The organism is Limnohabitans sp. Rim8 (assembly GCF_943326455.1).
Taxonomy (GTDB): Bacteria; Pseudomonadota; Gammaproteobacteria; order Burkholderiales; family Burkholderiaceae_C; genus Limnohabitans_A.
In genome coordinates this window covers 69,708-90,262 of record NZ_CALPTI020000001.1, presented here as the reverse complement: position 1 = coordinate 90,262, position 20,555 = coordinate 69,708, and the positions used below count along the sequence as shown (strand labels likewise).

At 59.4% G+C, this 20,555-nt stretch carries 22 protein-coding genes; 9 read left to right on the top strand and 13 right to left on the bottom strand.

Annotated features, from left to right (window positions below):
• Positions 1–5: 5 nt before the first annotated feature.
• The 8 genes from Q1M54_RS00450 to Q1M54_RS00415 form a co-directional block, all read right to left on the bottom strand.
• On the bottom strand, positions 6–998 hold the full coding sequence (locus Q1M54_RS00450; RefSeq protein ID WP_300552379.1) for a sulfate ABC transporter substrate-binding protein: 993 nt from the start codon (positions 996–998) through the stop codon (positions 6–8).
• 156 nt (positions 999–1,154) lie between these two features.
• Complete coding sequence (locus tag Q1M54_RS00445; RefSeq protein WP_300552377.1) at positions 1,155–2,165, bottom strand: sulfate ABC transporter substrate-binding protein; 1,011 nt, start codon at positions 2,163–2,165, stop codon at positions 1,155–1,157.
• A gap of 153 nt (positions 2,166–2,318) precedes the next feature.
• On the bottom strand, positions 2,319–2,864 hold the full coding sequence (locus tag Q1M54_RS00440) for a hypothetical protein (RefSeq protein ID WP_300552375.1): 546 nt from the start codon (positions 2,862–2,864) through the stop codon (positions 2,319–2,321).
• Positions 2,848–4,026: a hypothetical protein gene (locus tag Q1M54_RS00435; RefSeq protein ID WP_300552373.1), complete on the bottom strand. Its 1,179-nt coding sequence runs from the start codon at positions 4,024–4,026 to the stop codon at positions 2,848–2,850. Before Q1M54_RS00435 ends, Q1M54_RS00440 begins: the two co-directional genes overlap by 17 nt.
• Before the next feature lie 92 nt (positions 4,027–4,118).
• Positions 4,119–6,254: a TonB-dependent receptor gene (locus Q1M54_RS00430; protein WP_300552371.1), complete on the bottom strand. Its 2,136-nt coding sequence runs from the start codon at positions 6,252–6,254 to the stop codon at positions 4,119–4,121.
• A 97-nt stretch (positions 6,255–6,351) separates the two neighbouring features.
• On the bottom strand, positions 6,352–6,714 hold the full coding sequence (locus Q1M54_RS00425) for a DUF2946 family protein (RefSeq protein ID WP_300552369.1): 363 nt from the start codon (positions 6,712–6,714) through the stop codon (positions 6,352–6,354).
• 37 nt (positions 6,715–6,751) lie between these two features.
• Complete coding sequence (locus tag Q1M54_RS00420) at positions 6,752–7,231, bottom strand: copper chaperone PCu(A)C (protein WP_300552367.1); 480 nt, start codon at positions 7,229–7,231, stop codon at positions 6,752–6,754.
• 134 nt (positions 7,232–7,365) lie between these two features.
• The gene (locus Q1M54_RS00415; protein WP_300552365.1) at positions 7,366–7,743 is read right to left on the bottom strand and encodes a DUF2946 domain-containing protein; all 378 of its coding nucleotides are present in this window, start codon (positions 7,741–7,743) and stop codon (positions 7,366–7,368) included.
• A 143-nt stretch (positions 7,744–7,886) separates the two neighbouring features.
• On the opposite strand from Q1M54_RS00415, the gene Q1M54_RS00410 reads away from it, so the two are divergent.
• The 4 genes from Q1M54_RS00410 to Q1M54_RS00395 all read left to right on the top strand — a co-directional run bounded on the left by Q1M54_RS00410 (position 7,887) and on the right by Q1M54_RS00395 (position 9,921).
• Positions 7,887–8,537: a glutathione S-transferase gene (locus Q1M54_RS00410; RefSeq protein WP_300552363.1), complete on the top strand. Its 651-nt coding sequence runs from the start codon at positions 7,887–7,889 to the stop codon at positions 8,535–8,537.
• 115 nt (positions 8,538–8,652) lie between these two features.
• A complete protein-coding gene (locus Q1M54_RS00405; RefSeq protein WP_300552361.1) occupies positions 8,653–9,024 on the top strand; it encodes a TraR/DksA C4-type zinc finger protein in 372 nt (123 codons plus the stop codon).
• Between the two features lie 20 nt (positions 9,025–9,044).
• A complete protein-coding gene (locus tag Q1M54_RS00400) occupies positions 9,045–9,419 on the top strand; it encodes a hypothetical protein (RefSeq protein ID WP_300552359.1) in 375 nt (124 codons plus the stop codon).
• Positions 9,420–9,507: 88 nt separating this feature from the next.
• A complete protein-coding gene (locus Q1M54_RS00395; protein ID WP_300552357.1) occupies positions 9,508–9,921 on the top strand; it encodes a VOC family protein in 414 nt (137 codons plus the stop codon).
• Between the two features lie 12 nt (positions 9,922–9,933).
• Here Q1M54_RS00395 and mrdA read toward each other — a convergent pair whose 3' ends face one another.
• The 4 genes from mrdA to Q1M54_RS00375 are packed head-to-tail and all read right to left on the bottom strand — an operon-like array spanning position 9,934 to position 14,503.
• A complete protein-coding gene (gene mrdA, locus Q1M54_RS00390) occupies positions 9,934–11,940 on the bottom strand; it encodes a penicillin-binding protein 2 (RefSeq protein WP_300552355.1) in 2,007 nt (668 codons plus the stop codon).
• A 2-nt stretch (positions 11,941–11,942) separates the two neighbouring features.
• Positions 11,943–12,464, bottom strand: coding sequence for a rod shape-determining protein MreD (gene mreD / locus Q1M54_RS00385; RefSeq protein ID WP_300552352.1), 522 nt, complete (start codon positions 12,462–12,464; stop codon positions 11,943–11,945).
• Positions 12,461–13,417, bottom strand: coding sequence for a rod shape-determining protein MreC (mreC, locus tag Q1M54_RS00380; RefSeq protein ID WP_300552350.1), 957 nt, complete (start codon positions 13,415–13,417; stop codon positions 12,461–12,463). Before mreC ends, mreD begins: the two co-directional genes overlap by 4 nt.
• A gap of 42 nt (positions 13,418–13,459) precedes the next feature.
• A complete protein-coding gene (locus Q1M54_RS00375) occupies positions 13,460–14,503 on the bottom strand; it encodes a rod shape-determining protein (RefSeq protein ID WP_019426173.1) in 1,044 nt (347 codons plus the stop codon).
• Positions 14,504–14,713: 210 nt separating this feature from the next.
• Between Q1M54_RS00375 and gatC the strand changes: the two genes are divergently transcribed.
• From gatC to Q1M54_RS00355, 4 genes are all read left to right on the top strand, one after another.
• On the top strand, positions 14,714–15,013 hold the full coding sequence (gene gatC, locus Q1M54_RS00370) for an Asp-tRNA(Asn)/Glu-tRNA(Gln) amidotransferase subunit GatC (RefSeq protein WP_300552345.1): 300 nt from the start codon (positions 14,714–14,716) through the stop codon (positions 15,011–15,013).
• 3 nt (positions 15,014–15,016) lie between these two features.
• Positions 15,017–16,477 (top strand): Asp-tRNA(Asn)/Glu-tRNA(Gln) amidotransferase subunit GatA, encoded by a 1,461-nt coding sequence (gene gatA / locus Q1M54_RS00365; RefSeq protein WP_300552343.1) that lies wholly within the window; start codon positions 15,017–15,019, stop codon positions 16,475–16,477.
• Between the two features lie 5 nt (positions 16,478–16,482).
• Positions 16,483–17,937, top strand: coding sequence for an Asp-tRNA(Asn)/Glu-tRNA(Gln) amidotransferase subunit GatB (gene gatB, locus Q1M54_RS00360; RefSeq protein ID WP_300552340.1), 1,455 nt, complete (start codon positions 16,483–16,485; stop codon positions 17,935–17,937).
• A gap of 217 nt (positions 17,938–18,154) precedes the next feature.
• Positions 18,155–18,568 (top strand): type II toxin-antitoxin system VapC family toxin, encoded by a 414-nt coding sequence (locus Q1M54_RS00355; protein ID WP_300552338.1) that lies wholly within the window; start codon positions 18,155–18,157, stop codon positions 18,566–18,568.
• Here Q1M54_RS00355 and Q1M54_RS00350 read toward each other — a convergent pair.
• Positions 18,561–19,571: a fumarylacetoacetate hydrolase family protein gene (locus Q1M54_RS00350; protein WP_300552336.1), complete on the bottom strand. Its 1,011-nt coding sequence runs from the start codon at positions 19,569–19,571 to the stop codon at positions 18,561–18,563. The two genes, Q1M54_RS00355 and Q1M54_RS00350, sit on opposite strands and share 8 nt — an antisense overlap.
• Positions 19,572–19,720: 149 nt before the next feature.
• Here Q1M54_RS00350 and Q1M54_RS00345 point away from each other — a divergent pair, with 149 nt between their 5' ends.
• The gene (locus tag Q1M54_RS00345) at positions 19,721–20,548 is read left to right on the top strand and encodes an IclR family transcriptional regulator (protein ID WP_300552334.1); all 828 of its coding nucleotides are present in this window, start codon (positions 19,721–19,723) and stop codon (positions 20,546–20,548) included.
• Positions 20,549–20,555 lie beyond the last annotated feature (7 nt).

The following is a 20,555-nucleotide window of genomic DNA, read 5'->3' as shown; positions in this document are numbered from 1 at the left end:
AAAACTTATTTGACGGTGTAAATTTTGTCGAACAAACCGCCGTCGTTGAAGTGCACGCGCTGTGCATCGGCGAAGGAGCCAAACACCTCGTTCACGGTGAACAATTGCAAAGGCTTGAAGGTGTTGGCGTGCTTTTTCAGCACCGCAGCGTTGCGTGGACGCAAGGCGTGCTTGGCGGCGATTTCTTGGGCTTCTTCGGAATACAGGTAATCCAAATAGGCTTTGGCCAGCTCGCCCGTCCCTTTTTTGGCCACGGTGCGCTCGACAACCGCCACTGGGTTTTCAGCGACGATGCTGATGGATGGGTGGATGGCGTCGACTTTGCCTGTGCCAAATTCGCGGTCTACCGAGATGACCTCGGACTCAAAAGTGATCAGCACATCGCCGATGTTGCGCTGCAAAAAGATGGTGGTCGCATCGCGTCCGCCTTTGGCCAGAACCGGCACGTTTTTGTAGAGCTTGCTCACAAATTCCGAAGCTTCGGTGTCCGAGCCGCCTTTCTTTTTGACATAGCCCCAAGCAGCCATGTAAGCCATGCGGCCGTTGCCGCCGGTCTTGGGGTTGACCATGATCACCTTGATGCCGGGCTTGACCAAGTCGTCCCAGTCTTTGATGCCCTTGGGGTTGCCATTGCGCGTGAGGAACAGCATGGTCGAGGTGGTGGGCGAAGCGTTGTGCGCAAAGCGCTTGTTCCAGTCTTTGGCCACCACACCGGTGCCGGCCAAAAAGTCCACGTCGGTGGTGGTGTTCATGGTCACCACATCGGCGTCCAGCCCGTCGTTGACGGCACGCGCCTGGGCGCTGGAGCCGCCGTGGGCTTGGTCAATCTTCACGTCCTTGCCGGTGGTCTTCTTGTAATGCGCCACAAACGCGGCGTTGTAGTCCTTGTAGAACTCGCGGGCCACGTCGTACGAGGCGTTGAGCAAGGTTTGCGCGCTGGCCGACAGGCTTGATAAGGCTAGGGTGGCGGCCAAAGCGATGTGTGTGAGTTTTTTCATGGTGATTGGGTCCGAGCAATGGAGGTTTTGGGACCTTGGGGTCGATCACCTTGACCGACCAGTACCCCTTCATGACTGCGATTGTGGGATCGGACCGTTAAATCTCAAACGAATCATTTGTTGTTTGCTTATGTGAATAAGCGGCTAAGGAGCTTTTCACTTGCGGGTGTAAATTTGGTCAAACTTGCCGCCATCAACAAAGTGCATCTGGCTGGCTTTGTCCCAACCGCCAAAGGCCTCTTCAATCGTGAACAGGTTCAGCTTGGGCAGCTGTTTGGCGTACTTGGCCTGGGCTTTGGCCGATCGGGGTCTGTAGAAGTGCTTGCCAATCAGGTCCTGCGCTTCTTCGGTGTAGAGGTATTCCAGGTAGGCCTGGGCCACCGCCCGGGTCCCTTTTTTGTCCACGTTTTTGTCGATCAAGGCCACAGCGGGTTCGGCCAGGATGGAGATCGAGGGGTAGACAAAATCCACCTTGTTGCCGAATTCCTTCTCCAGCAAATAGGCTTCGTTTTCCCAGCTCAGGAACACATCGCCCTGGTTGCGCTGGGCAAAGGTCACCGACGCGCCCCGGGCACCTGTGTCCAGCACCGGCACGTTTTGGTAGAGTTTTTTCACAAACTCTTGTGCCTTGTCATCACCACCGTATTTGCGCTTGGCAAACTCCCACGCGGCCAGATAGTTCCATCGTGCGCCGCCCGAGGTTTTGGGGTTGGGCGTGATGACCTTCACATCCGGGCGCACCAGATCGTCCCAGTCCTTGATGTTTTTGGGGTTGCCTTGCCGCACCACCAGCACGATGGTCGAGGTGTAAGGCGTGCTGTTGTGCGGCAGGCGTTTTTGCCAGTCTTTGGGAATCAGGTTGCCGTTGGTGTGCAGGGCGTCGGTGTCACCGGCCAGGGCCAGCGTGGCCACATCGGCGTCCAGTCCATCGATGATGGAGCGGGCCTGCTTGCCCGAGCCGCCGTGTGACTGCTTAATGGTCACGTCCTGACCGGTGCGGGCTTTCCAGTGCCTGGCAAAAGCCTGGTTGAACTCGGTGTACAGCTCACGGGTCGGGTCATACGACACGTTGAGAAGGCTGACGGGGGTCTGGGCTTGCGCGGTCAGACCCGACCAGGTCAAGGCCAGCAGCGCTGCGAACTTCAGAAATTGGCGTTTGGTTTTCATTTGAATCACTCCAAAAAAACACACATCAAAAAGCTGATGGGATGAATTTTGGAAGTGGCTTGCTCAAACTCAAACGACTGTTTTTCTATTTCCTAATCTCTATCGAATCTATTCAGCGCTGCTGATGTGTCATGAGCATCAAGATGAGAGACATCAAGCCGGTGACAACCACCGTTTCAGCGCGGCTGCGCTGGGAGGGCCAATCACGCGTTGAGTCTGGCCCTTGGCGTCCAGCAGCACCACATAGGGCGTCACATTGGGCCAGCTGGGATCGATGGCCTGCCGGATGGCGGGCTCAAACCCGTCAAACGCGTACATGCGGGTCATGCCCTCAAAGTGCGCGGCGTGACGCCAGGCTTGTGCGCCCGTCACATCCATCACCACCGCATGGAGCTCGGGTTTGGTTTTGCGGTTTTTCACGGCCTGGTGCACTGCTGTAAATGCCGCTGGGCAAGTGCTGCAATATGAGGTGGTGAACACATAAGCGGCCGGGCGCGGCCCGTGTTGCAACAGATGTGCCCAGGTTTTTTCGTCAAAAGGCAGGACCGTGCCAGCCGCCTGCGTCCGGCTTGAATGGTTGTGCGCTCCGGCATGCGGGTGTGCTTGCGCCAGCCCCGGTGGGGCTTTAAGGCCAAGTGCCAGTGCGCCGATCGCCAGGACTGCGCTCAAGCGGCCAGTGGATTTAAAAATGGAGTTCATGGACTTGTATCTCCTGGGTGTTGCGCCAGACCACCACCATCCGTTCACCGTATTGGGCAAGACGTGGGTGGTCGTTGTGGCCCGTGGTTTGGGCCAGAGTTTTGAGCGTGAAGTTTTGCCCGCCGTCTTGCGACAGCCACGCTTTGAGTGTTGTGGCGGTCCCTTCGCTGCTGCGCCAGATCACGGCTACTTTGGCGCCATGGGCCATCACGTCGGCATGTTCGGCACGCGGGTCGGGCAAGACCCTTTCGGTTTTGCGCAGCGGCTCACCTTGGGCATTCAGCCGTGCGTAGCGCACGGCCGCTTGGTCTTGTCCATTGACTTTGCGAATGCCAAACCAAACGGTGTGAAAACCGTTGGCGCCGGCATGGGCATCGGCAGCCAAGCCTGGTCCGTGGTGCGGGCAGGCGTTGATTTGCCAGCCATCAAAAGTGCTGCGTGTGATGCGGTTGGACGCAGCGCTGACGCTGGCAAACGCATGGTCGCGCGTATTGCCGTCAAACACGTGTCGCCAAGTGGCTTTCAGTTCACCTTGGGCGTTACGGGCCAGCCCGATGCGGCAACATTCGCAAGAGTGATCGGCCACTTTGGTGTCGCGGCCAAATCTGGCACCGCCATCCGTGGAGGCGTTGCGGTAGATGGCGGCCCCAACGTAGGGTTGTGCAGCGCCTTTGGGTGCTTGATCGCGCTTGTCGATCCACAGGGTGTGTAAAACACCTTGGCCATCGAAGGCAATGGCATCAAAGCGGTGCGTGATTTCCTGCCGGTCTTGGTGCACCGTGAAGGGTTCACCAAAGCTGACACCGCCATCGCTGCTGCGCAGCATGCGCACAAAGCCGGTGAAGCGCTTGGCCAGCGGCATGGTGTAACTGATCACCACCCAGCCGTTCGGACCAAAAGCAATTTTGGGGCGGCTTTCGCCATCGGCGGCGACCGGGTCTTGGCCGGTGTTCAAGATGCGCGGTTCGCTCCATTGCACAGGACCGCCCAAAGCAGGACGATCTAATGACGTTGTCTGCACAAAGAGCTGCGCCTGTGCATTGATCCCCACCACCCACAAGCGACCATCGGGCGCAATGGCCGCGCCCGTGGCCAGCTGGGGGCGCTGGTGGCGGGCATGACCCGCCGATGCGCTGGCGTCTTGCGCCATGGCCTGTGGCATCGATGCAATGCACCAGATCGTCAGGGCGCAGAGCCAAAGCTGCCAATGAATGGACCCACGATGAAGGGGCCAACGAAAGTGTGTCCATTGCTTCATCGGCCACCCCACGACTTGTTCAAGCCCACCATGATGCTGCGCGGCGCACCTGCGGCATAGGTGTTCTGGGTGTCGGGGTTGTAGGCGCCCCTGCCCGGGATGAACCGGCTGGCCGCATTGTCCGAATAGTTTTTGTCGGTCAAGTTACGTACCTGGCCCCAGACTTCCCAGCCGCCCTGCAGCTTGTGGCTCATCGTCAGGTTGAGCAAGGTGTGGCCTGCGTAGCGCACCGTGTTGGCGTTGTTCATCCAGGAGCTGCCTTGTTTCACCACGTTCAATGCCAGTCGAGATGTTGGCGTGAAATTCCAAGCCACTTGGGCGTTGAGGGTGTGGTTCGGGGCCTGGGGCATGCCCTTGCCCGAATAGTCTTCGATGGCACCCGCGGCATCGCTCAGGCGGTAATCCACATACGTGTGCTCTGCCCAAGTCGATCCCATGCGCCAGTCCCATGAGCGCAGTTGTTGGTTCAGGCTCAATTCAAAACCACGGCTGCGGGTGTCACCCGCATTTTTGTTAAAGCTGTTGCCCACCTCTGGCGTGTAAGACACGATGGTGTCCTTGCCACTGAGTTGGTACAGCGCCGAGTCGATGCGAACGCCGGAGCCCAAGACAGCACGCCAGCCGAGTTCAATGTTGTCGTAAGTGGCGGGCTTCAATTCAGGAATGGCGGTGCGGCCATAGAGCTGGCTGACTTCCGGTGGTGTAAAGCCCAGGCTCAGGTTGCTGTAAAGACTGCTGCTGGCGCTCAGGGCATAGGTGGCGCCCAGTTTGGGGCTGAATTGGCCGAAGTTTCGCACCTCATTGGGTGCTCCAAAGTTGGCACCGGGCGTCAGGTTGTTTTTGAAATCGTAGCGAATGCTGTCGTATCGCCCGCCTGCAACCACCCGAATTTTCTCGCTCGGGCTGAATTCCAGCTGCGCAAATGCGGCATCGTTGGCGATGCCCACACCGTAGTTGCGTACGCCATTGGGGTTGTTGACACTGTTGAGGCTATAACCCGTGTAACGCCCTGTGGGCACATCGCGCACGATGGCCAGGTTGTCAGAGACAAAGTCATTCTGACTGCGGTCGATGTAAACACCTGTCACCAGCCGTGCCCGCAGGCTGTCCAGTTTCTGCGTGTGTTTGATGTCCACGCCCAGCGATTGGACGTGGTTGTTGTTGATCGTACCTCTGCAGCTGGCCCCTTGACATCCGGTGATGGTGTAGTTGGGTAGCTGGGCGTGGTCGTTGTTGCGGGCAAACAGCGTGACGGTGGTCAGGCCGCCACGGGTGGTTTCGCCTTCCCAGGCCACGTTGGCGCGTGTGGTCTTGTCCTTGCGCCAGGTGAAGGTGTTGATGCTCTTGCCGGGGTGGGTGCGAAAGTCGTTTTCAAACAAACTGCCAGGGGTGTCGGAGTCCAGGTTCGTGTGTACCAAGGAAGCCCGCATCCATGAAGTGGCGCTCAGGTTGTAGTCGCCGCGCAAAGAGAAAGAGTCTTTGGTGCCACCACTGTGTTGCTGCCAATTGAGGCTGTCACGCTGAGAGCTGTAATGCGAAAACCGCAGACCCAGATCACCCCAGGTGTTGCTGGCACCCGAATCGATCCGGGTGAAGCCGTCGGTGTTGTCATGGCGAATGCCCATGTAGCCCGTTGGGGTGAGAGATGAACGCTGGGTCAGAAAGTTGACCGCGCCCCCCACCGCATTGCTGCCATACAGAGAAGATGCGGCGCCTTTGACCACTTCGACGCCACTGGCGCCGTTGGTGTTGATGGTGTTGAGCGCGTTGTGGTTGAACACGCCCAAAGGCCGAATTGGGATGCCGTCTTCCAGGTACTGGTAAACCGACTGGGTGCTGATGGGTTGACGAATGCCCATGCTGTGTTGTTCGTTGCCCAGGTCGTTCCAGAACACGCCTGGAATGCGGTTGATGATCTCGCCCATGGTTTTGGGCTTATCCGCATCCCATTCGGCACGACTGACAGAGCCGATGGACACAGGGGTTTCAGACAGTTTGGTTTCTGAACGGGAGCCCGACACCACGATGGTGTCCAGCGCTTTGGTGGTTTGGGCCACTGCATGGCTGTTCAGGCTGGCGAACAGGCCAAGCATGGCCAAAGACAAAGGAGAAAGTGCAAGGGAAATTTTCATGACAAGTTTTCAATCGATCGGACCCCATCAGCCGTTCAGGCCAAAGGCATTGACACGTACCGAGCACCAAACGGTGTTCAACACGTTGTGGAATGGATCAATTCAAAACAGGTGGCCCGCGAGAGGGCAAAGGCGGGGCCGTGCTTGCGATCAGCACAGCCTCTGACAGACGCTGAACAATGAGCGCGAGTGCATTGGGCACATGGGCCAGATCGGCCAACGTGGGCGGCGGTAAGGCGGGCGTGGCGTGAGCGCACAGCGGGCAGTCCATGCTGCTGCGCACTTGGGTTTCACTCTCCTCGCCCTGCACCACCAATTTCATGATGCCCATGCTGGAGCAAACCACTTCCATGGTTTTGGGCTGCAGCGTTGAAGCCAAAACCGAGACGCCCACAAACAGCACGTACCAGGCCAGCACAAGGCGGGCCAGGCGGTGCAGTGGGGCAGAAGTCCAAGTCATGGGCTGATCAAGAGGGTATCAAGCAGTGAATGGGCAATCAGTGCTTGTGCTTGTGGCCTTCGCCGTGCTTCATGGTCGGTGCGGCGGCGCTGCGAGCGGGCACTTTCAGCTCCACCGACTGGCGTTTGCCATCCTTGCCTTCGACCACCAGGGTCACGGGCACGGTGTCACCGTCTTTCACTTGGCCCTTCAGGTCCATCAGCATGACGTGGTAACCGCCCGGCTTGAGGTCGACGGCTTTGCCTGCTGGCAAATCCAAGTTGGGCACAGCACGCATGCGCATCACGCCGCCGTCCATGGCCATTTCATGCACTTCGACCACACCCGCCACAGGCGATTGGGCCGAGACCAGTTTGGCGTCTTGCGCCGATTGCAGCTGCATGAAGGCGCCAGTGGCCTTTTGCTGGGGCACGGTGGCGCGCACCCAAGCGTCTTTCACGGTCACTTGGGCTTGGGCAGCCAGGGACACGGTCATGGCCAAAACAAGGGCAGACACAGACAAAGCGGAACGGGACATGGATCACTCCTGAAGGCTATCGAACGATGAAGAGAAAGTGCGTACGGCAAACCCCATCAAGCGGGGTGCACAGGCACAGGGGGATGCCGAAACCGACTCAGCCCCGGCGCGTCAGCGCATCAAGGGGCGGTGTTTCAGGCGAAAAAGAAGGGGGGTGCGCGGGCTTGCCAGGGTTGACCCAGCAAACTGGCCAGCCGAGCCGCAAGCAGAGGCTGCAGAACATGGGACAAATGACCCGTTGGCAACTCGGCCAGCACGTCGGCCATTGGGGGCGCAATCAGGGGCAAGCAGGCGGGGCAGTCGAGCGCGGTGTGTGCCCTCGTCCCATCCACATCGTCACCTGCAGCATCCAGCGGCACCAGTTTCACGCCGCCCATGGCGCTGCAAACCAGGTGAACAGCTTCAGGCTTGACCAGCGGCGAAGCCACGGCCGCCCCGACAAACAACGCAAACCACACCAGCACGAAGCGGGTGAGGTGGTGGGCGTTGCGCAGGGGTTGCAGGCTGAACATGGCGCGAATTATGGCACCGAAGGCTCACGCTGTATGGCCGTTGCCGTCAAAAGCACCGGATGGACCTGACAAGCATCTTGGTGACTCTTTGGCCCGGGGCCATGGGCTAATCTTGGGTCTTTGTCACGCAACTGGAGACCCCCATGCTCACACTCTGCGGCTTTGCAGCCAGCAATTACCACAACAAAGTCAAACTGGCCCTGCTTGAAAAAGGCGTGCCTTTTGAAGAAGAGATCGCTTGGGTGGGTGAGACCGATCCCTCGGCCAGCCCCTTGGGCAAAGTGCCGTACTTCAAGATGCCAGAGGGCGCCATGTGCGAGTCGGCCGTGATGCTGGAATACATCGAGCAAAAGTACCCGCAAAACCCCTTGATCCCTGCCGACCCTTTTGCGGCTGCCAAAGTGCGCGAATTGGCCCTGTTTCTGGACTTGCATCTGGAGCTGGTCGCGCGCAACCTGTACCCCGAAGCCTTTTTTGGCGGCAAGGTGAGCGACTCGGTGAAAGAGAAAATTGGTGCGCAACTCGAAAAGAACGTGGCCGCCTTTGCCAAGTTGGTCAAGTTCTCGCCATTCATTGCCGGCGACAGCCTGACCTTGGCCGATTGCGCCGCCGTGACGCACCTGCCCTTGGTTTCGGGCGCCACCAAGTTGGTTTATGGCAAAGACTTTTTGGCCGAGCTGCCTGTGCGCGATTACCTCAAGATGATGGGCGAACGCCCCCACATGCAAAAAGTCAATGCGGACCGCAAAGCCAACATGGAATTGATGATGTCGCGCATGAAAGCCAAAAACTGAGTCTGTGCGCTTGAGCACTTGAAACAAATCAACCCCGTCCCATGGTCGATGCCATGCGGCTATCGGGGTTGACCCACATCAATACCGCGTCACCCCAGGCGCCTAGGATGAAGCCATGACTTCATCCAGTACCCCCAGCCTCTCCTTCCACCGCGAGCGCCTTTTGCACGAGCGTACGCAACTGTTGCAGCGCATCGCCGAGCAGCGCGGCGGCTTGGTCTCGCGCGCTGACATGGCCGCCGACCACTTTGACAACAGCTTCCAGTCGCGCGCCCAGATCCGGACTGAGCGACAAACCGAGTTCGCCATCAACGAACACGAAACCGCCGAACTGGGAGACATCGAAGCCGCAATGGAACGCGTGGATGCGGGCACCTATGGCCAGTGCACCGACTGCGGCGTGACCATTCCACCTGCACGCCTGAGCGCCTACCCCACCGCCAAACGCTGCATCGATTGCCAGACTTTGGCCGAGCAGCGCCGGTGATGTTTTAACCAAGGATTTTCATGAGCACTTTTCACGCGGTGGTCTGGCTGGACCACCAAGAAGCCCATGTGGTCATGTTTGACCGTGAGCACATTCAAGCCCAGCGCATCCCATCGCGCAGCCACCACAAACACCAAGGCAAGGCCGATGACACGGCTGCGTTTTACGCCGAGGTGGCCAAAGCGCTGGCTGGCGCACGCGAAGTGCTGTTGACGGGCCCAGGCTTGGCGCGCAACGAATTCCGAGATTGGTGTGCCCGCCACCATAAAAGCATTGCAGCGGGAGTGGTCGACAGCATCGTCAGCGATCACCCTTCGGACGCACAATTGGTGGCCATGGCCAAGCAGTACTTCAAGAAATTTGACACGATGGCGGCAGACCCCTCTCAGGCCTGAGCGCTTGTTGCAGCCCGGTCCAAGTTGATGCGTGGATTCGGGTTCTTCCGGCTGCCCCTGAGCCTGACGGGCTGATATGCTTTCGGGCATGCACAGCCTTTTTCATTTCGCATTTCATGTCACCGACTTGGACGAAGCCCGTCGCTTTTATGGCGGCGTTCTGGGTTGCCAGGAGGGGCGATCCACATCCACTTGGGTGGATTTTGACTTTTTCACGCACCAAATTTCTTTGCATTTGGGTGAGCCCTTCAAGACCACTTTGACGGGCCATGTGGGCGAGCATTTGGTGCCCATGCCGCACTTTGGTCTGGTTTTGCAAAAAGACGACTGGCAGCATCTGGCCGATCGCTTGCAAGCGGTCCACATGGCCTTTGTGGTGCCGCCGCATTTGCGTTTTGAGGGTCAGCCGGGTGAGCAATGGACCATGTTTTTCATGGACCCGTTTGGCAATCCGATTGAGGTCAAGGGTTTCGCCAACTTGGACACGGTCTACAACACCTGACAGCGCCTCAACTCAACGTGGAGTGACTTCGCGCATGTCAGTTGTCCCCAAAGCTTTGGGATTCAACAAGGGCACATCTTTCTTGGCGCGAGGCCTGCCAATCGGGCTGGACGATTGGCCTCTTTGTGTGGCCGCCATGTCCTCTTCGCTGGGGTATTGGCCCAGCACCCAGTAGTCAAAGACCCGCCGTGCAATGGGCGCAGCAGACGCAGCGCCAAAGCCAGCGTTTTCCACGATCACGGCCACCGCAATCGTCGGAGATTCGGCCGGTGCATAGGCCATGTACAGCGCATGGTCACGTTGGTATTCCGACAACTTGGCTGCGTCGTATCTGTCTTTTTGCCCAATCGTCACCGCTTGCGCCGTGCCGGTTTTACCGGCGCTGGTGTAGCCTGCACCCGCAAACACACGGGCCGAGGTGCCCGAGGTCACCACGCCCACCAAACCTTTGTGCACCACATCCAGGTGCTCGGGTTTGTAGCCCAAATCCCGTGGTGCTTGCGCGCCCACTTGGGCTTGCGCATGGGTCAGGGCGTCTTGCGTGGCGGTGACCACGCGCGGGTGGAACTGCAGGCCCCGGTTGGCCAAAGTGGCCGTTGCCGAGGCCAGTTGCAACATGGTGAAGGTGTTGTAGCCCTGGCCAATGCCCAGTGAGATGGTTTCGCCGCCAAACCATTTCTTTTGCTCTGGTTTCTTGAAGTAATTGCGTTTCCATTCGGTGCTGGGCAAGATGCCGCGCACTTCGCCGGGCAAGTCGATGCCCGTGTGTTGCCCAAACCACAGGGGCTTCATGAAGTCATGGATGGCGTCCACCCCCATGTCGTTGGCCAATGAGTAGTAATAGACGTTGCTCGACGACACGATGGAGCGCACCATGTCCACCGCACCCAAGCCATGGTCACCGTGGCTGCGAAAGGTGTGACCACCGTAGGTCCATGAACCCGAATCCTGGGTGATGGCGCTGGGAGTGCGCTTGCCACTGGCCAAAGCGGCCAGCGCCATGAAGGGTTTGTAGGTGGAGCCCGGCGGGTAGGTTCCGCGCAAGGCGCGGTTGAGCAAGGGCTTGTCGATCGAGCCGTTCAGCATTTGCCAGTTTTCTACGTCAATGCCATCGACGAACCAATTAGGGTCGAAGGTGGGTTTGCTCACAAACGCCAGCACCTCACCGGTCCGTGGGTCCAGCGCGACCAAGGCACCTCGGCGATTGCCGAACAGGTCCTCCGTCATTTTTTGCAACTGGATGTCGATCGACAAGACCACGTTTTGACCCGGCGTCGCGGGCCGGTTGGAGAGGCTGCGAATGGCCCGACCACCGGCAGATGTTTCTACTTGGTTGACGCCCGTGATGCCATGCAATTCACGCTCGTAGCGCTGTTCAACGCCCAGCTTGCCGATGTATTCGGTCCCTCGGTAGTTGCCGATGTCGTCGTTTTCTTCCAGCATCTCTTTGTCGCGCTGGTTGATCCGGCCGATGTAGCCGATCACATGGCTTGCCAACTCGCCATAGGGATATTGCCTGAACAAGCGGGCTTTGATTTCAACCCCAGGAAACCGGTAGCTTTGGGCGCTGAAGCGGGCGACCTCTTCGTCACTCAGACGGTTGCGAATCGGCAAGGAGTCAAAACTCTTGGACTCTTCACGCAGACGCTTGAAACGGCGACGGTCTTTGGGCTGTATTTCCACCAATTCGGCCAACGCGTCCATAGTGGCCTCCAGGTCCTTCACCTTGGAAGGTGTGATCTCCAGCGTATAGGCCGAATAGTTGTTGGCCAGCACAACGCCGTTGCGGTCCAAAATATTGCCACGCGGCGGCACTGTGGGCAAGATGGCCGTGCGGTTGCTTTCAGCTTGCGTCAAGAGGTCATCGTGGCGGATCACCTGCAGGTAAATCAGCCGCGAGGCCAGCAAGACGAAGCACAACAAAATCACCCACTGGACGATGACGACCCGGGTTTGAAAGCGGTCAATCTCGACGCGGGTGTCGCGCAATTCCGCAAGAGAAGGCAGGTGCAGTGACATGCTCAAAGTGGCCGAATGTCATCGCGCTCAAATGCCCGGCGTTGAGGTGCCAACAGCATGGCGCCGATCAAGGGCCAAAGGCCGGCCTGCAAAAATGGCGCCAACAGCATCGACCAGCTGGGCCAAGCGTCATGCACCAACAATCGGGTCAGCCATTCGACCACCGAAGCGGCGATGAACAAAGGCAGAATTTGAAGGGCTTGCTCGCCCAACGGAAACCACAGCATGCGCCTTTGGGTGGCCGTGGCCAAACCGCACAGCACCACGTAAGACAACGCGTTTTGACCGAGCAAGGCGGACTCGTGCACATCGACCATCAGGCCCATGACAAAAGCCAGAACCAAACCGACTTTGCGGGGCTGGTGCACGGTCCAAAACACCATGGCAATCGCCAGTACATCAGGCACCCAGTCTTGGCCCCACAAGCCCAGCAACATGTGCAGCAACAAGGCCAATACCAAACTCAAACCGATGAAGCGCGGGTTGGCAGGCAAAAGCAGCGGGCGTCCAGCCGGCATGATCATGGCGTGCCTCCTGCCGTGTTCGCGCTTTGTGGTGGCTTGCTGGCCGCTTTGCTTTTGCTGGGGGGCGTGGGCGTCTTTTCGGCCACAGGCTTGGCAGGCCAATCTTTGACGGGCAACAGCACCAACAAATGACGTCCGCGCTCAACCGCGGTGGGTTCGGCATGCACGGTGGCAAAAGAGGCATCGACCCGGCGGTCGATTTGAGAGATGCGCCCGACATGCAAGCCCGGTGGGTAAATGCCGTCGATGCCGCTGGTGGTCAGCAGATCGCCCTTTTGCATGTCGGTGCCCGAGGGCACAAACTTCAGCTCTAAGGTGCCGCCAACGCCCATGGGGTTGCCGTTGACAAGGTGCCGGGTGCCTGTGCGTGCGTTGATGACAGGGATGCTTTGCTGGCGGTCGGTGAGCAAGGTGACTTCGCTCACCAAGGGGTACACGCGGGTCACTTGACCTACTACCCCGGCGGCATCGATCACAGCCGAACCTGCTTGGATACCGGCCAGGTTGCCACGGTCTACCACCACGCGGCGTGTGTAAGGGTCTGCTGTGTCGTACAACACTTCAACGGCTTTGGTCGGCCCCGCCACGCTGGAGCGCAGCTCAAGCAGTTGGCGCAGGTCGGCGTTTTCTTGGCTCAGTTGTTCGACTTGTTGAAGCCGCTGGGCTTGGGCAATGGTTCGGGCTTCGTACGACAAAGCGGCATCGCGGGCCGACTCCACACCACCAAGGTAATTCCCCGCCACATCCCACAAACGGGCGGGTTGCAGCGACAGCCATTGCAAAGGTGATAAGGCGATGGCCACGCCCGCCCGCAAGGGTTGTGAAATCTGCAGCCGATGGTCTGCCGCCATCAACATCAGCGACAGCAAACTGAGCAAAACGATTTTGGTGGTGGTGGACAGGCCCTGCCGAAAAATCGGCGGGGCGCTGCGCTCATAAGTATCCAGGGCCATGCGGTGAGTGCTCCGGATGCGGGGCGGCGGACTAACCCGTGTTTATTCGCTGGTGAAGATGCTGCCCAGCTGGTCCATGCGCTCCAGCGCCATGCCGCAACCGCGCGCTACGCAGGTCAGCGGGTCTTCGGCCACCAGCACGGGCAATCCGGTTTCTTCGGCCAGCAGGCGGTCCAGGTCGCGCAGCAAAGCGCCGCCACCGGTCAGCATCATGCCGCGGTCGGCGATGTCGGCGCCCAATTCGGGCGGGGTGTGCTCGAGCGCAGTTTTGACGGCCGAGACGATTTGGTTGAGCGGGTCGGTCAGGGCTTCCAGGATTTCGTTGGAGCTGATGGTGAAGCTGCGAGGAACGCCTTCGGACAGATTGCGGCCTTTGACTTCCATTTCTTTGACTTCGCTGCCTGGAAAGGCCGAGCCGATGTTCTTTTTGATGGCTTCAGCGGTGGGCTCACCGATCAGCATGCCGTAGTTGCGGCGGATGTAGTTGATGATGGCTTCGTCAAACTTGTCGCCGCCCACGCGCACGCTCCCTTTGTAGACCATGCCGCCCAGAGAGATGACGCCGACTTCGGTCGTGCCGCCGCCAATGTCCACCACCATGGAGCCCGAGGCTTCGGAGACGGGCAGACCTGCGCCGATGGCGGCTGCCATCGGTTCTTCGATCAAATACACCTCAGACGCGCCTGCACCCAGCGCCGACTCGCGGATGGCGCGGCGCTCAACCTGGGTGGAACCGCAAGGCACGCAAATGATGATGCGGGGGCTGGGGCGGAAGGTGCTGCGGGGATGCACCATGCGGATGAACTGCTTGAGCATCTGCTCGGTCACCGTGAAGTCGGCGATCACGCCGTCTTTCATGGGGCGGATGGCTTCGATGTTGCCGGGCACTTTGCCCAGCATGGCCTTGGCTTCGTGGCCCACCGCTTGCAGGGTCTTTTTGCCTTGGGGGCCGCCTTCGTGTCGGATGGCGACCACCGAGGGCTCGTCCAGCACGATGCCCTTGTCGCGTACAAAAATCAGCGTGTTGGCAGTGCCCAGGTCAATGGCCAGGTCACTGGAAAAATAGCGGCGGAAAGAGGAAAACATTCGAGGGTCCTTGCACGCACTCTCACCTTGCCAAATGGCGGCTTGAGGGGTTGAGTGTGGCGGTCAATCAGGGGTGTTGTCAGGGCGGGCTCTAGGACTGCAGGGCGAGCGGCACCAAACACAGGATAATACCCGATCCCCCGGTAAAACAGGTGCTCCGTCGCCTTGTTAGGCCCGGAAAACACGGCCACTTACAACTGTTTGCAAACCATGTCCCTGACCACGCAGGATATTGCCCGGATCGCCAACCTTGCCCGGTTGGAGCTGCAGCCCGAAGAAAGTGAGCGCATGCTCACGCAAATCAATGGCTTTTTTGGCATTGTCCAAGCCATGCAAGCGGTGGACACCACCGGCATCACCCCCATGGCTCACCCAGTAGCGGCCATTCAGGACATCACGCTGCGTCTGCGACCCGACGTGGCCAGCGAGCCCAACCAACGCGACCTGAACCAGCAAAGCGCCCCTGCCGTCGAGCGGGGCCTGTTCCTGGTCCCCAAAGTCATCGAGTAAGCCATGAGTGAATTGCACAACTTAAGCGTGAAAGCGCTGGCCACCCTGTTGCACACCAAAGAGGTCAGCGCTGTTGAAGTCGCCACACGCTTTCTGGCCCGCATGGGTGGCAATCCGCACAATGCCTTTTTGGACATCGACAGCGAAGTGACGCTGGCCCAAGCCCGCGCCTCTGACGCCAAACTGGCGGACGGTACTGCGGGTCCGATGGAAGGCGTGCCCGTGGCGCACAAGGATGTGTTCGTCACCCGCGATTTCGCCACCACCGCGGGCTCCAAAATCCTGAGCGGCTACCGCTCGCCGTTTGACGCCACCGTGGTGCAACGCCTGCGCACAGCGGGCATGGTCACTTTGGGCAAGCTCAACTGCGACGAATTCGCCATGGGCTCGGCCAACGAAAACTCGGCCTACGGCCCGGTGCAAAACCCCTGGGACATGGCCCGCGTGCCCGGCGGCTCGTCGGGCGGCAGCGCCGCCGCTGTGGCCGCTGGCCTGGCGCCTGCGGCCACCGGCACCGACACGGGCGGCTCGATCCGCCAGCCCGCCAGCTTTTGCGGCATCACCGGCATCAAGCCCACTTATGGTCGCGCCAGCCGTTACGGCATGATCGCCTACGCCTCCAGCCTGGACCAAGCCGGCCCCATGGCCCGCACGGCCGAAGACTGCGCCTTGATGCTGAGCGCCATGTGCGGAGGTGACATCGACCGCGACTCGACTTCGCTGGAGATGCCCACCGAAGACTTTGCAGCATCGCTGAACAACTCACTTGAAGGCCTGCGCATTGGCATTCCCAAAGAGTTTTTTGGCGAAGGCCTTCACGCCGATGTGCGAACCGCTGTGGACGGCGCTTTGCGCGAATATGAAAAGCTCGGTGCCAAGCTCGTGCCCATCAGCTTACCGCGCACCGAGTTGTCCATTCCGGTTTATTACATCATTGCGCCGGCCGAAGCCAGCTCCAACCTCAGCCGCTTCGACGGTGTGAAGTTCGGCCATCGCGCCAAGGACTACACCGACTTGGTGGACATGTACAAAAAAACCCGCGCCGAAGGCTTTGGCGGCGAAGTCAAACGACGCATCATGACGGGCGCTTATGTGCTCTCACACGGCTACTACGACGCCTACTACCTGCAAGCGCAAAAAATCCGCCGCATGATCGCCGACGACTTCCAAAACGCCTTCAAAGAGTGCGACGTCATCGCTGGCCCTGTAGCCCCCTGCGTGGCCTGGAGGTTTGGCGAAAACGCCAATGACCCGGTGGCCGATTACTTGGCCGACATCTTCACCCTGCCCGCCTCGCTGGCCGGTTTGCCCGGCATGAGCGTGCCCGCAGGCTTTGGGGCGGGCGGCATGCCCGTGGGCTTGCAGTTGATTGCCAACTACTTCAAGGAAGCCCAGTTGCTGAACGCCGCACACCGCTTGCAGCAAGCGACCGATTTCCACCTGCAAAAACCGGCAGGAGTCTGAACACCATGAGCAAACTTGTCCAAGGCTACGAAGTCGTCATCGGCTTTGAAACACACGCCCAACTCTCGACCACCAGCAAAATTTTCAGCCGCGCTCCGACAGCATTTGGCGCCGAAGCCAACACGCAAGCCTGCGCGGTGGACATGGCCCTGCCCGGCACGCTGCCCGTGATGAACATCGGTGCTGTCGAACGTGCCATTGAATTCGGTCTGGCCATCAACGCGCACATTGCGGAGCGCAGCATCTTTGCGCGCAAAAACTATTTCTACCCCGACCTGCCCAAGGGCTACCAGATCAGCCAGTTCGAAATCCCGGTGGTGCAAGGCGGCGAGGTGTCTTTCTTCCTCGAAGAAGGCAAAGAGACGGTGCGCAAAACCGTGCGCCTGGAGCGTGCCCACCTTGAAGAAGACGCGGGCAAATCGCTGCACGAGGATTTCATTGGACAGAGTGGCATCGACTTGAACCGCGCCGGTACACCGCTGCTGGAGATCGTGACCCAACCCGACATGCGCAGCAGCGAGGAGGCCGTGGCCTATGCCAAAGAACTGCACAAAATCGTGACCTGGATCGGTATCTGCGACGGCAACATGCAAGAAGGCTCATTCCGGTGTGATGCCAACGTGTCGGTGCGCAAACCCGGTGGCCCCTTGGGCACGCGCCGAGAGATCAAGAACCTGAACAGCTTCAAGTTCATGCAGCAGGCCATCGATTACGAAGTGCGTTGGCAGATTGACCAGATCGAAGACGGCCACAGCATCCAGCAAGCCACGGTGCTGTTTAACCCCGACACTGGGGAAACGCGCGCCATGCGCACCAAGGAAGACGCCGCCGACTACCGCTATTTCCCCGACCCCGACCTGCCGCCGCTGGTGATCGGCCGCGACTGGGTCGCGCGCGTCAAAGGCGAGATGGCCGAGTTGCCTCGCGTGATGGCCGAGCGTTTTGTGCGCGACTACGCCTTGCCCGAATACGACGCCACGCAGCTGACCCAAAGCAAAGCAATCGCCGCCTACTTTGAAGCCTCTGCCAAAGCCTGCGGCCAAGCCAAACTGGTCAGCAACTGGATCATGGGCGAAGTGTCGCGCCGCTTGAACGCCAGCGAGTTGTCGATTGAACAAGCCCCGGTCAGCGCCGCCCAACTGGCGGCTCTTATCAGCCGCATCACCGACAACACCATCAGCAACAACGCAGCGCGTCAGGTGTTTGAAGGCTTGTGGAACAAAGAAGGCGAGGTCGACGCCATCATCGAAGCCAAAGGCCTCAAGCAGATGAACGACACCGGCGAACTGGAAAAGATCATTGACGAAGTCCTGGCCGCCAACCCCAAGAACGTGGAAGAGTTCAAGGCCGGCAACGCCAAGGCCCTGAACGGTCTGGTGGGCCCGATCATGAAAGCCAGCAAGGGCAAGGCCAATCCGGGGCAGGTGAATGCGCTGTTGATGACGAAGCTGGGCGGTTAAAGCGGAGCTGCGTGAACCATAAACTTGGAAAGTGGCTCATGCAGGTCGCGAGATCACAGCCCAACTTTCCAGTGACACCGTAGTGAGCTGATGCCGCATCTCCGCTCCGTGCCTGTCTGGACCAACACCCCCATCTCGTACAGCACGGAGAGTTCCCCGTAAGCCTTAGTGTGTGACTCGCTTGTGTTGGTGTGAGTTGCGGGTGCTGTTCGCATCCATGTTCGTTCTGGACACCAACGTCATTTTCGAGCTGCACCAAGGCAAACCCAACCCTTCCATGGCGGTGCGTCAATGGGCCGCAGGCCAGCCCAGCAGCCAACTCTTTTTGTCCGCCATCACGCTGCTTGAGTTGGAATTGGGTGTTCAAGCGCTGGAGCGCAGAACACCGCCGCAGGGCAGCGCACAGCGCCATTGGCTAGGAGGCGTTCGCGCCGCTTTTGCCGGGCGCATCTTGCCCTTTGCAGAGAACACAGCACCCGTGTGCGCATCACTGCACAGCCCCAACCCGCGCTCAGACCGGGACGCGATGATCGCGGCCACAGCCCTTGAACACAGATTCACCGTGGTGACCCGCAACGTGCCAGATTTTGAAGCAACGGGTGTGGCGCTTTTGAACCCCTGGCTCAGCTAGCCAATGGCACGATTTCCTGCTCAATCGCCCCAAACAAGCTCTCACCGTTTTGGCCCTTCATCTCGATGCGGATGGTGTCGCCGTATTGCATGAACTCGGTCGAGGGCTTGCCGTCCAGGATGGTTTCGATGGCGCGTTTTTCGGCGATGCAGCTGTAGCCTTTGGGCCACTCGGGCTGGCCATTCACTTCCACACTCTTGTTGCTCACGGTGCCGCTGCCCACGATGGAGCCGGCACGCACGTTGCGTGTCTTGCAGATATGGGCGATCAGCTGGCCGAAATGGAAGGTCATCTCGGGGCCGGCTTCGCACATGCCGACTTTGCGGCCGTTCCAAGTCGATTGCAGCGTCAGGTGCACCCGGCCGCCTTGCCAGGCGTCGCCCAGCTCATCGGGGGTGATGGCCACGGGGCTGAAGGCGGTGGCGGGTTTGCTTTGTAAAAAGCCAAAGCCTTTGCCCAGCTCGGCAGGAATCAGGTTGCGCAGGCTCACGTCGTTGGCCAGCATGACGAGACGCACGCTTTCGATCGCATCGTCGGCATTGGTTTGCATGGGCACGTCGCCGGTGATGACCGCGATTTCGGCCTCGAAGTCGATGCCAAAGGCTTCGCTGGCACAAACCACCGGGTCGCAGGGGCCAATGAAGTCATCGCTGCCGCCCTGGTACATCAGGGGGTCGGTGTAAAAGCTGCTGGGTACTTCGGAGTTGCGTGACGCACGGACCAGCTCGACGTGGTTGATATAGGCTGAGCCGTCTGCCCACTGGTAAGCGCGTGGCAAGGGGGCCATGCAGCGCTCCGGGTCGAAAGGAAAAGCGTGACGTGCTTTGCCTTGGTTGAGGGTGCTGTAAAGGTCTTCCAGTTGCGGGGCCACAAAGTTCCAGTCGTCCAGTACCTGTTGCAGTTTGTTGGCGATGCCGGTCGCATAATGTGCAGTGCACAGGTCGCGCGAGACCACCACCAGTTGTCCGTCGCGTGAACCGTCTTTATAGGTCGCCAATTTCATGATGTTTGCCTGTTGGTTCCGTGATTTGAAGCCGAGTGTATCTGGGCTGAATCACGGGTTGAATGCTGTATTCAATGATGAATTCAATGGCACAGCAAATTACGCATTGTTAAACTCGTTTAACTAAACGAAACCTGATTCTAGAGCATATGGCCACCGAAAGCACCTTGGACACGACCCCAGACGGGGACAAAGAACGCGCTGGCATCCAGTCGGTTGAGGTGGGTTTTGCCTTGCTGGATGTGCTGGCCCAAGCGCCGGGTCCTTTGATGTTGCGCGACCTGGCCAGTGCGGCCGGCATGAGTGCGGCCAAGGCCCACCGTTATCTGGTGAGCTTTCAGCGCCTGAATTTGGTGGTGCAGGATGCCAACACCCGCTATGAGCTGGGTCCGGCCACTTTGCGTTTAGGGCTGGCCACACTGTCCAGGCTTGACGCCGTCAAACTGGCGCGTGAGCGCTTGCCAACTTTAATGGATCAAACGGGCCACACCCTGGCCTTGGCAGTTTGGGGCAACCGCGGCCCGACCTTGGTGCACTGGCAAGAAGCCCCTTTGGCCATGCCCGTCAGCTTGCGTTTGGGCGATGTGATGCCTCTGCTGTCTTCGGCCACGGGTCGGTGTTTTGCCGCCTTCATGGGTCATGGTGGTGCGGCCGACAAGGCCCAGCCCATGATGGAGGCCGAGCTGGCGCTTGCCCGCAAACTCGGACGCAGCGATCTGCCCTCGACGGCTGCTCAAGTGCAGGCGATGAACACCGAAACCCGAGCGCAAGGTTTGGGCCGAGTGGTCAATGTTTTGTTGCCCGGTATTTCCGGGTTTTGTGCCCCCGTTTTTGACGCGGATGGGCATTTGGCTTTGGGTGTGGTGTCGCTCGGCTCGACAGCCACGTTGGACACCGATTGGAATGGCCCCGTGGCGCAGGCCTTGCGCGCATTCGCGGTGCAACTCTCGTTCGATTTGGGTTGGTCTTCAGCCTGAACCCCGT

Bases quoted from the DNA above. Each gene is read 5' to 3' on its own strand.
- Q1M54_RS00375 (WP_019426173.1), bottom strand. From the start codon at position 14,503: ATGTTTTCCTCTTTCCGCCGCTATTTTTCCAGTGACCTGGCCATTGAC.
- Q1M54_RS00355 (WP_300552338.1), top strand. From the start codon at position 18,155: ATGTTCGTTCTGGACACCAACGTCATTTTCGAGCTGCACCAAGGCAAA.
- gatB (WP_300552340.1), top strand. From the start codon at position 16,483: ATGAGCAAACTTGTCCAAGGCTACGAAGTCGTCATCGGCTTTGAAACA.
- gatA (WP_300552343.1), top strand. From the start codon at position 15,017: ATGAGTGAATTGCACAACTTAAGCGTGAAAGCGCTGGCCACCCTGTTG.
- Q1M54_RS00400 (WP_300552359.1), top strand. From the start codon at position 9,045: ATGAGCACTTTTCACGCGGTGGTCTGGCTGGACCACCAAGAAGCCCAT.
- Q1M54_RS00445 (WP_300552377.1), bottom strand. From the start codon at position 2,165: ATGAAAACCAAACGCCAATTTCTGAAGTTCGCAGCGCTGCTGGCCTTG.
- Q1M54_RS00395 (WP_300552357.1), top strand. From the start codon at position 9,508: ATGCACAGCCTTTTTCATTTCGCATTTCATGTCACCGACTTGGACGAA.
- gatC (WP_300552345.1), top strand. From the start codon at position 14,714: ATGTCCCTGACCACGCAGGATATTGCCCGGATCGCCAACCTTGCCCGG.
- Q1M54_RS00450 (WP_300552379.1), bottom strand. From the start codon at position 998: ATGAAAAAACTCACACACATCGCTTTGGCCGCCACCCTAGCCTTATCA.
- Q1M54_RS00405 (WP_300552361.1), top strand. From the start codon at position 8,653: ATGACTTCATCCAGTACCCCCAGCCTCTCCTTCCACCGCGAGCGCCTT.
- mreD (WP_300552352.1), bottom strand. From the start codon at position 12,464: ATGATCATGCCGGCTGGACGCCCGCTGCTTTTGCCTGCCAACCCGCGC.
- Q1M54_RS00425 (WP_300552369.1), bottom strand. From the start codon at position 6,714: ATGACTTGGACTTCTGCCCCACTGCACCGCCTGGCCCGCCTTGTGCTG.
- Q1M54_RS00350 (WP_300552336.1), bottom strand. From the start codon at position 19,571: ATGAAATTGGCGACCTATAAAGACGGTTCACGCGACGGACAACTGGTG.
- Q1M54_RS00420 (WP_300552367.1), bottom strand. From the start codon at position 7,231: ATGTCCCGTTCCGCTTTGTCTGTGTCTGCCCTTGTTTTGGCCATGACC.
- Q1M54_RS00430 (WP_300552371.1), bottom strand. From the start codon at position 6,254: ATGAAAATTTCCCTTGCACTTTCTCCTTTGTCTTTGGCCATGCTTGGC.
- Q1M54_RS00440 (WP_300552375.1), bottom strand. From the start codon at position 2,864: ATGAACTCCATTTTTAAATCCACTGGCCGCTTGAGCGCAGTCCTGGCG.
- Q1M54_RS00410 (WP_300552363.1), top strand. From the start codon at position 7,887: ATGCTCACACTCTGCGGCTTTGCAGCCAGCAATTACCACAACAAAGTC.
- mrdA (WP_300552355.1), bottom strand. From the start codon at position 11,940: ATGTCACTGCACCTGCCTTCTCTTGCGGAATTGCGCGACACCCGCGTC.
- mreC (WP_300552350.1), bottom strand. From the start codon at position 13,417: ATGGCCCTGGATACTTATGAGCGCAGCGCCCCGCCGATTTTTCGGCAG.
- Q1M54_RS00435 (WP_300552373.1), bottom strand. From the start codon at position 4,026: ATGCCACAGGCCATGGCGCAAGACGCCAGCGCATCGGCGGGTCATGCC.
- Q1M54_RS00345 (WP_300552334.1), top strand. From the start codon at position 19,721: ATGGCCACCGAAAGCACCTTGGACACGACCCCAGACGGGGACAAAGAA.
- Q1M54_RS00415 (WP_300552365.1), bottom strand. From the start codon at position 7,743: ATGTTCAGCCTGCAACCCCTGCGCAACGCCCACCACCTCACCCGCTTC.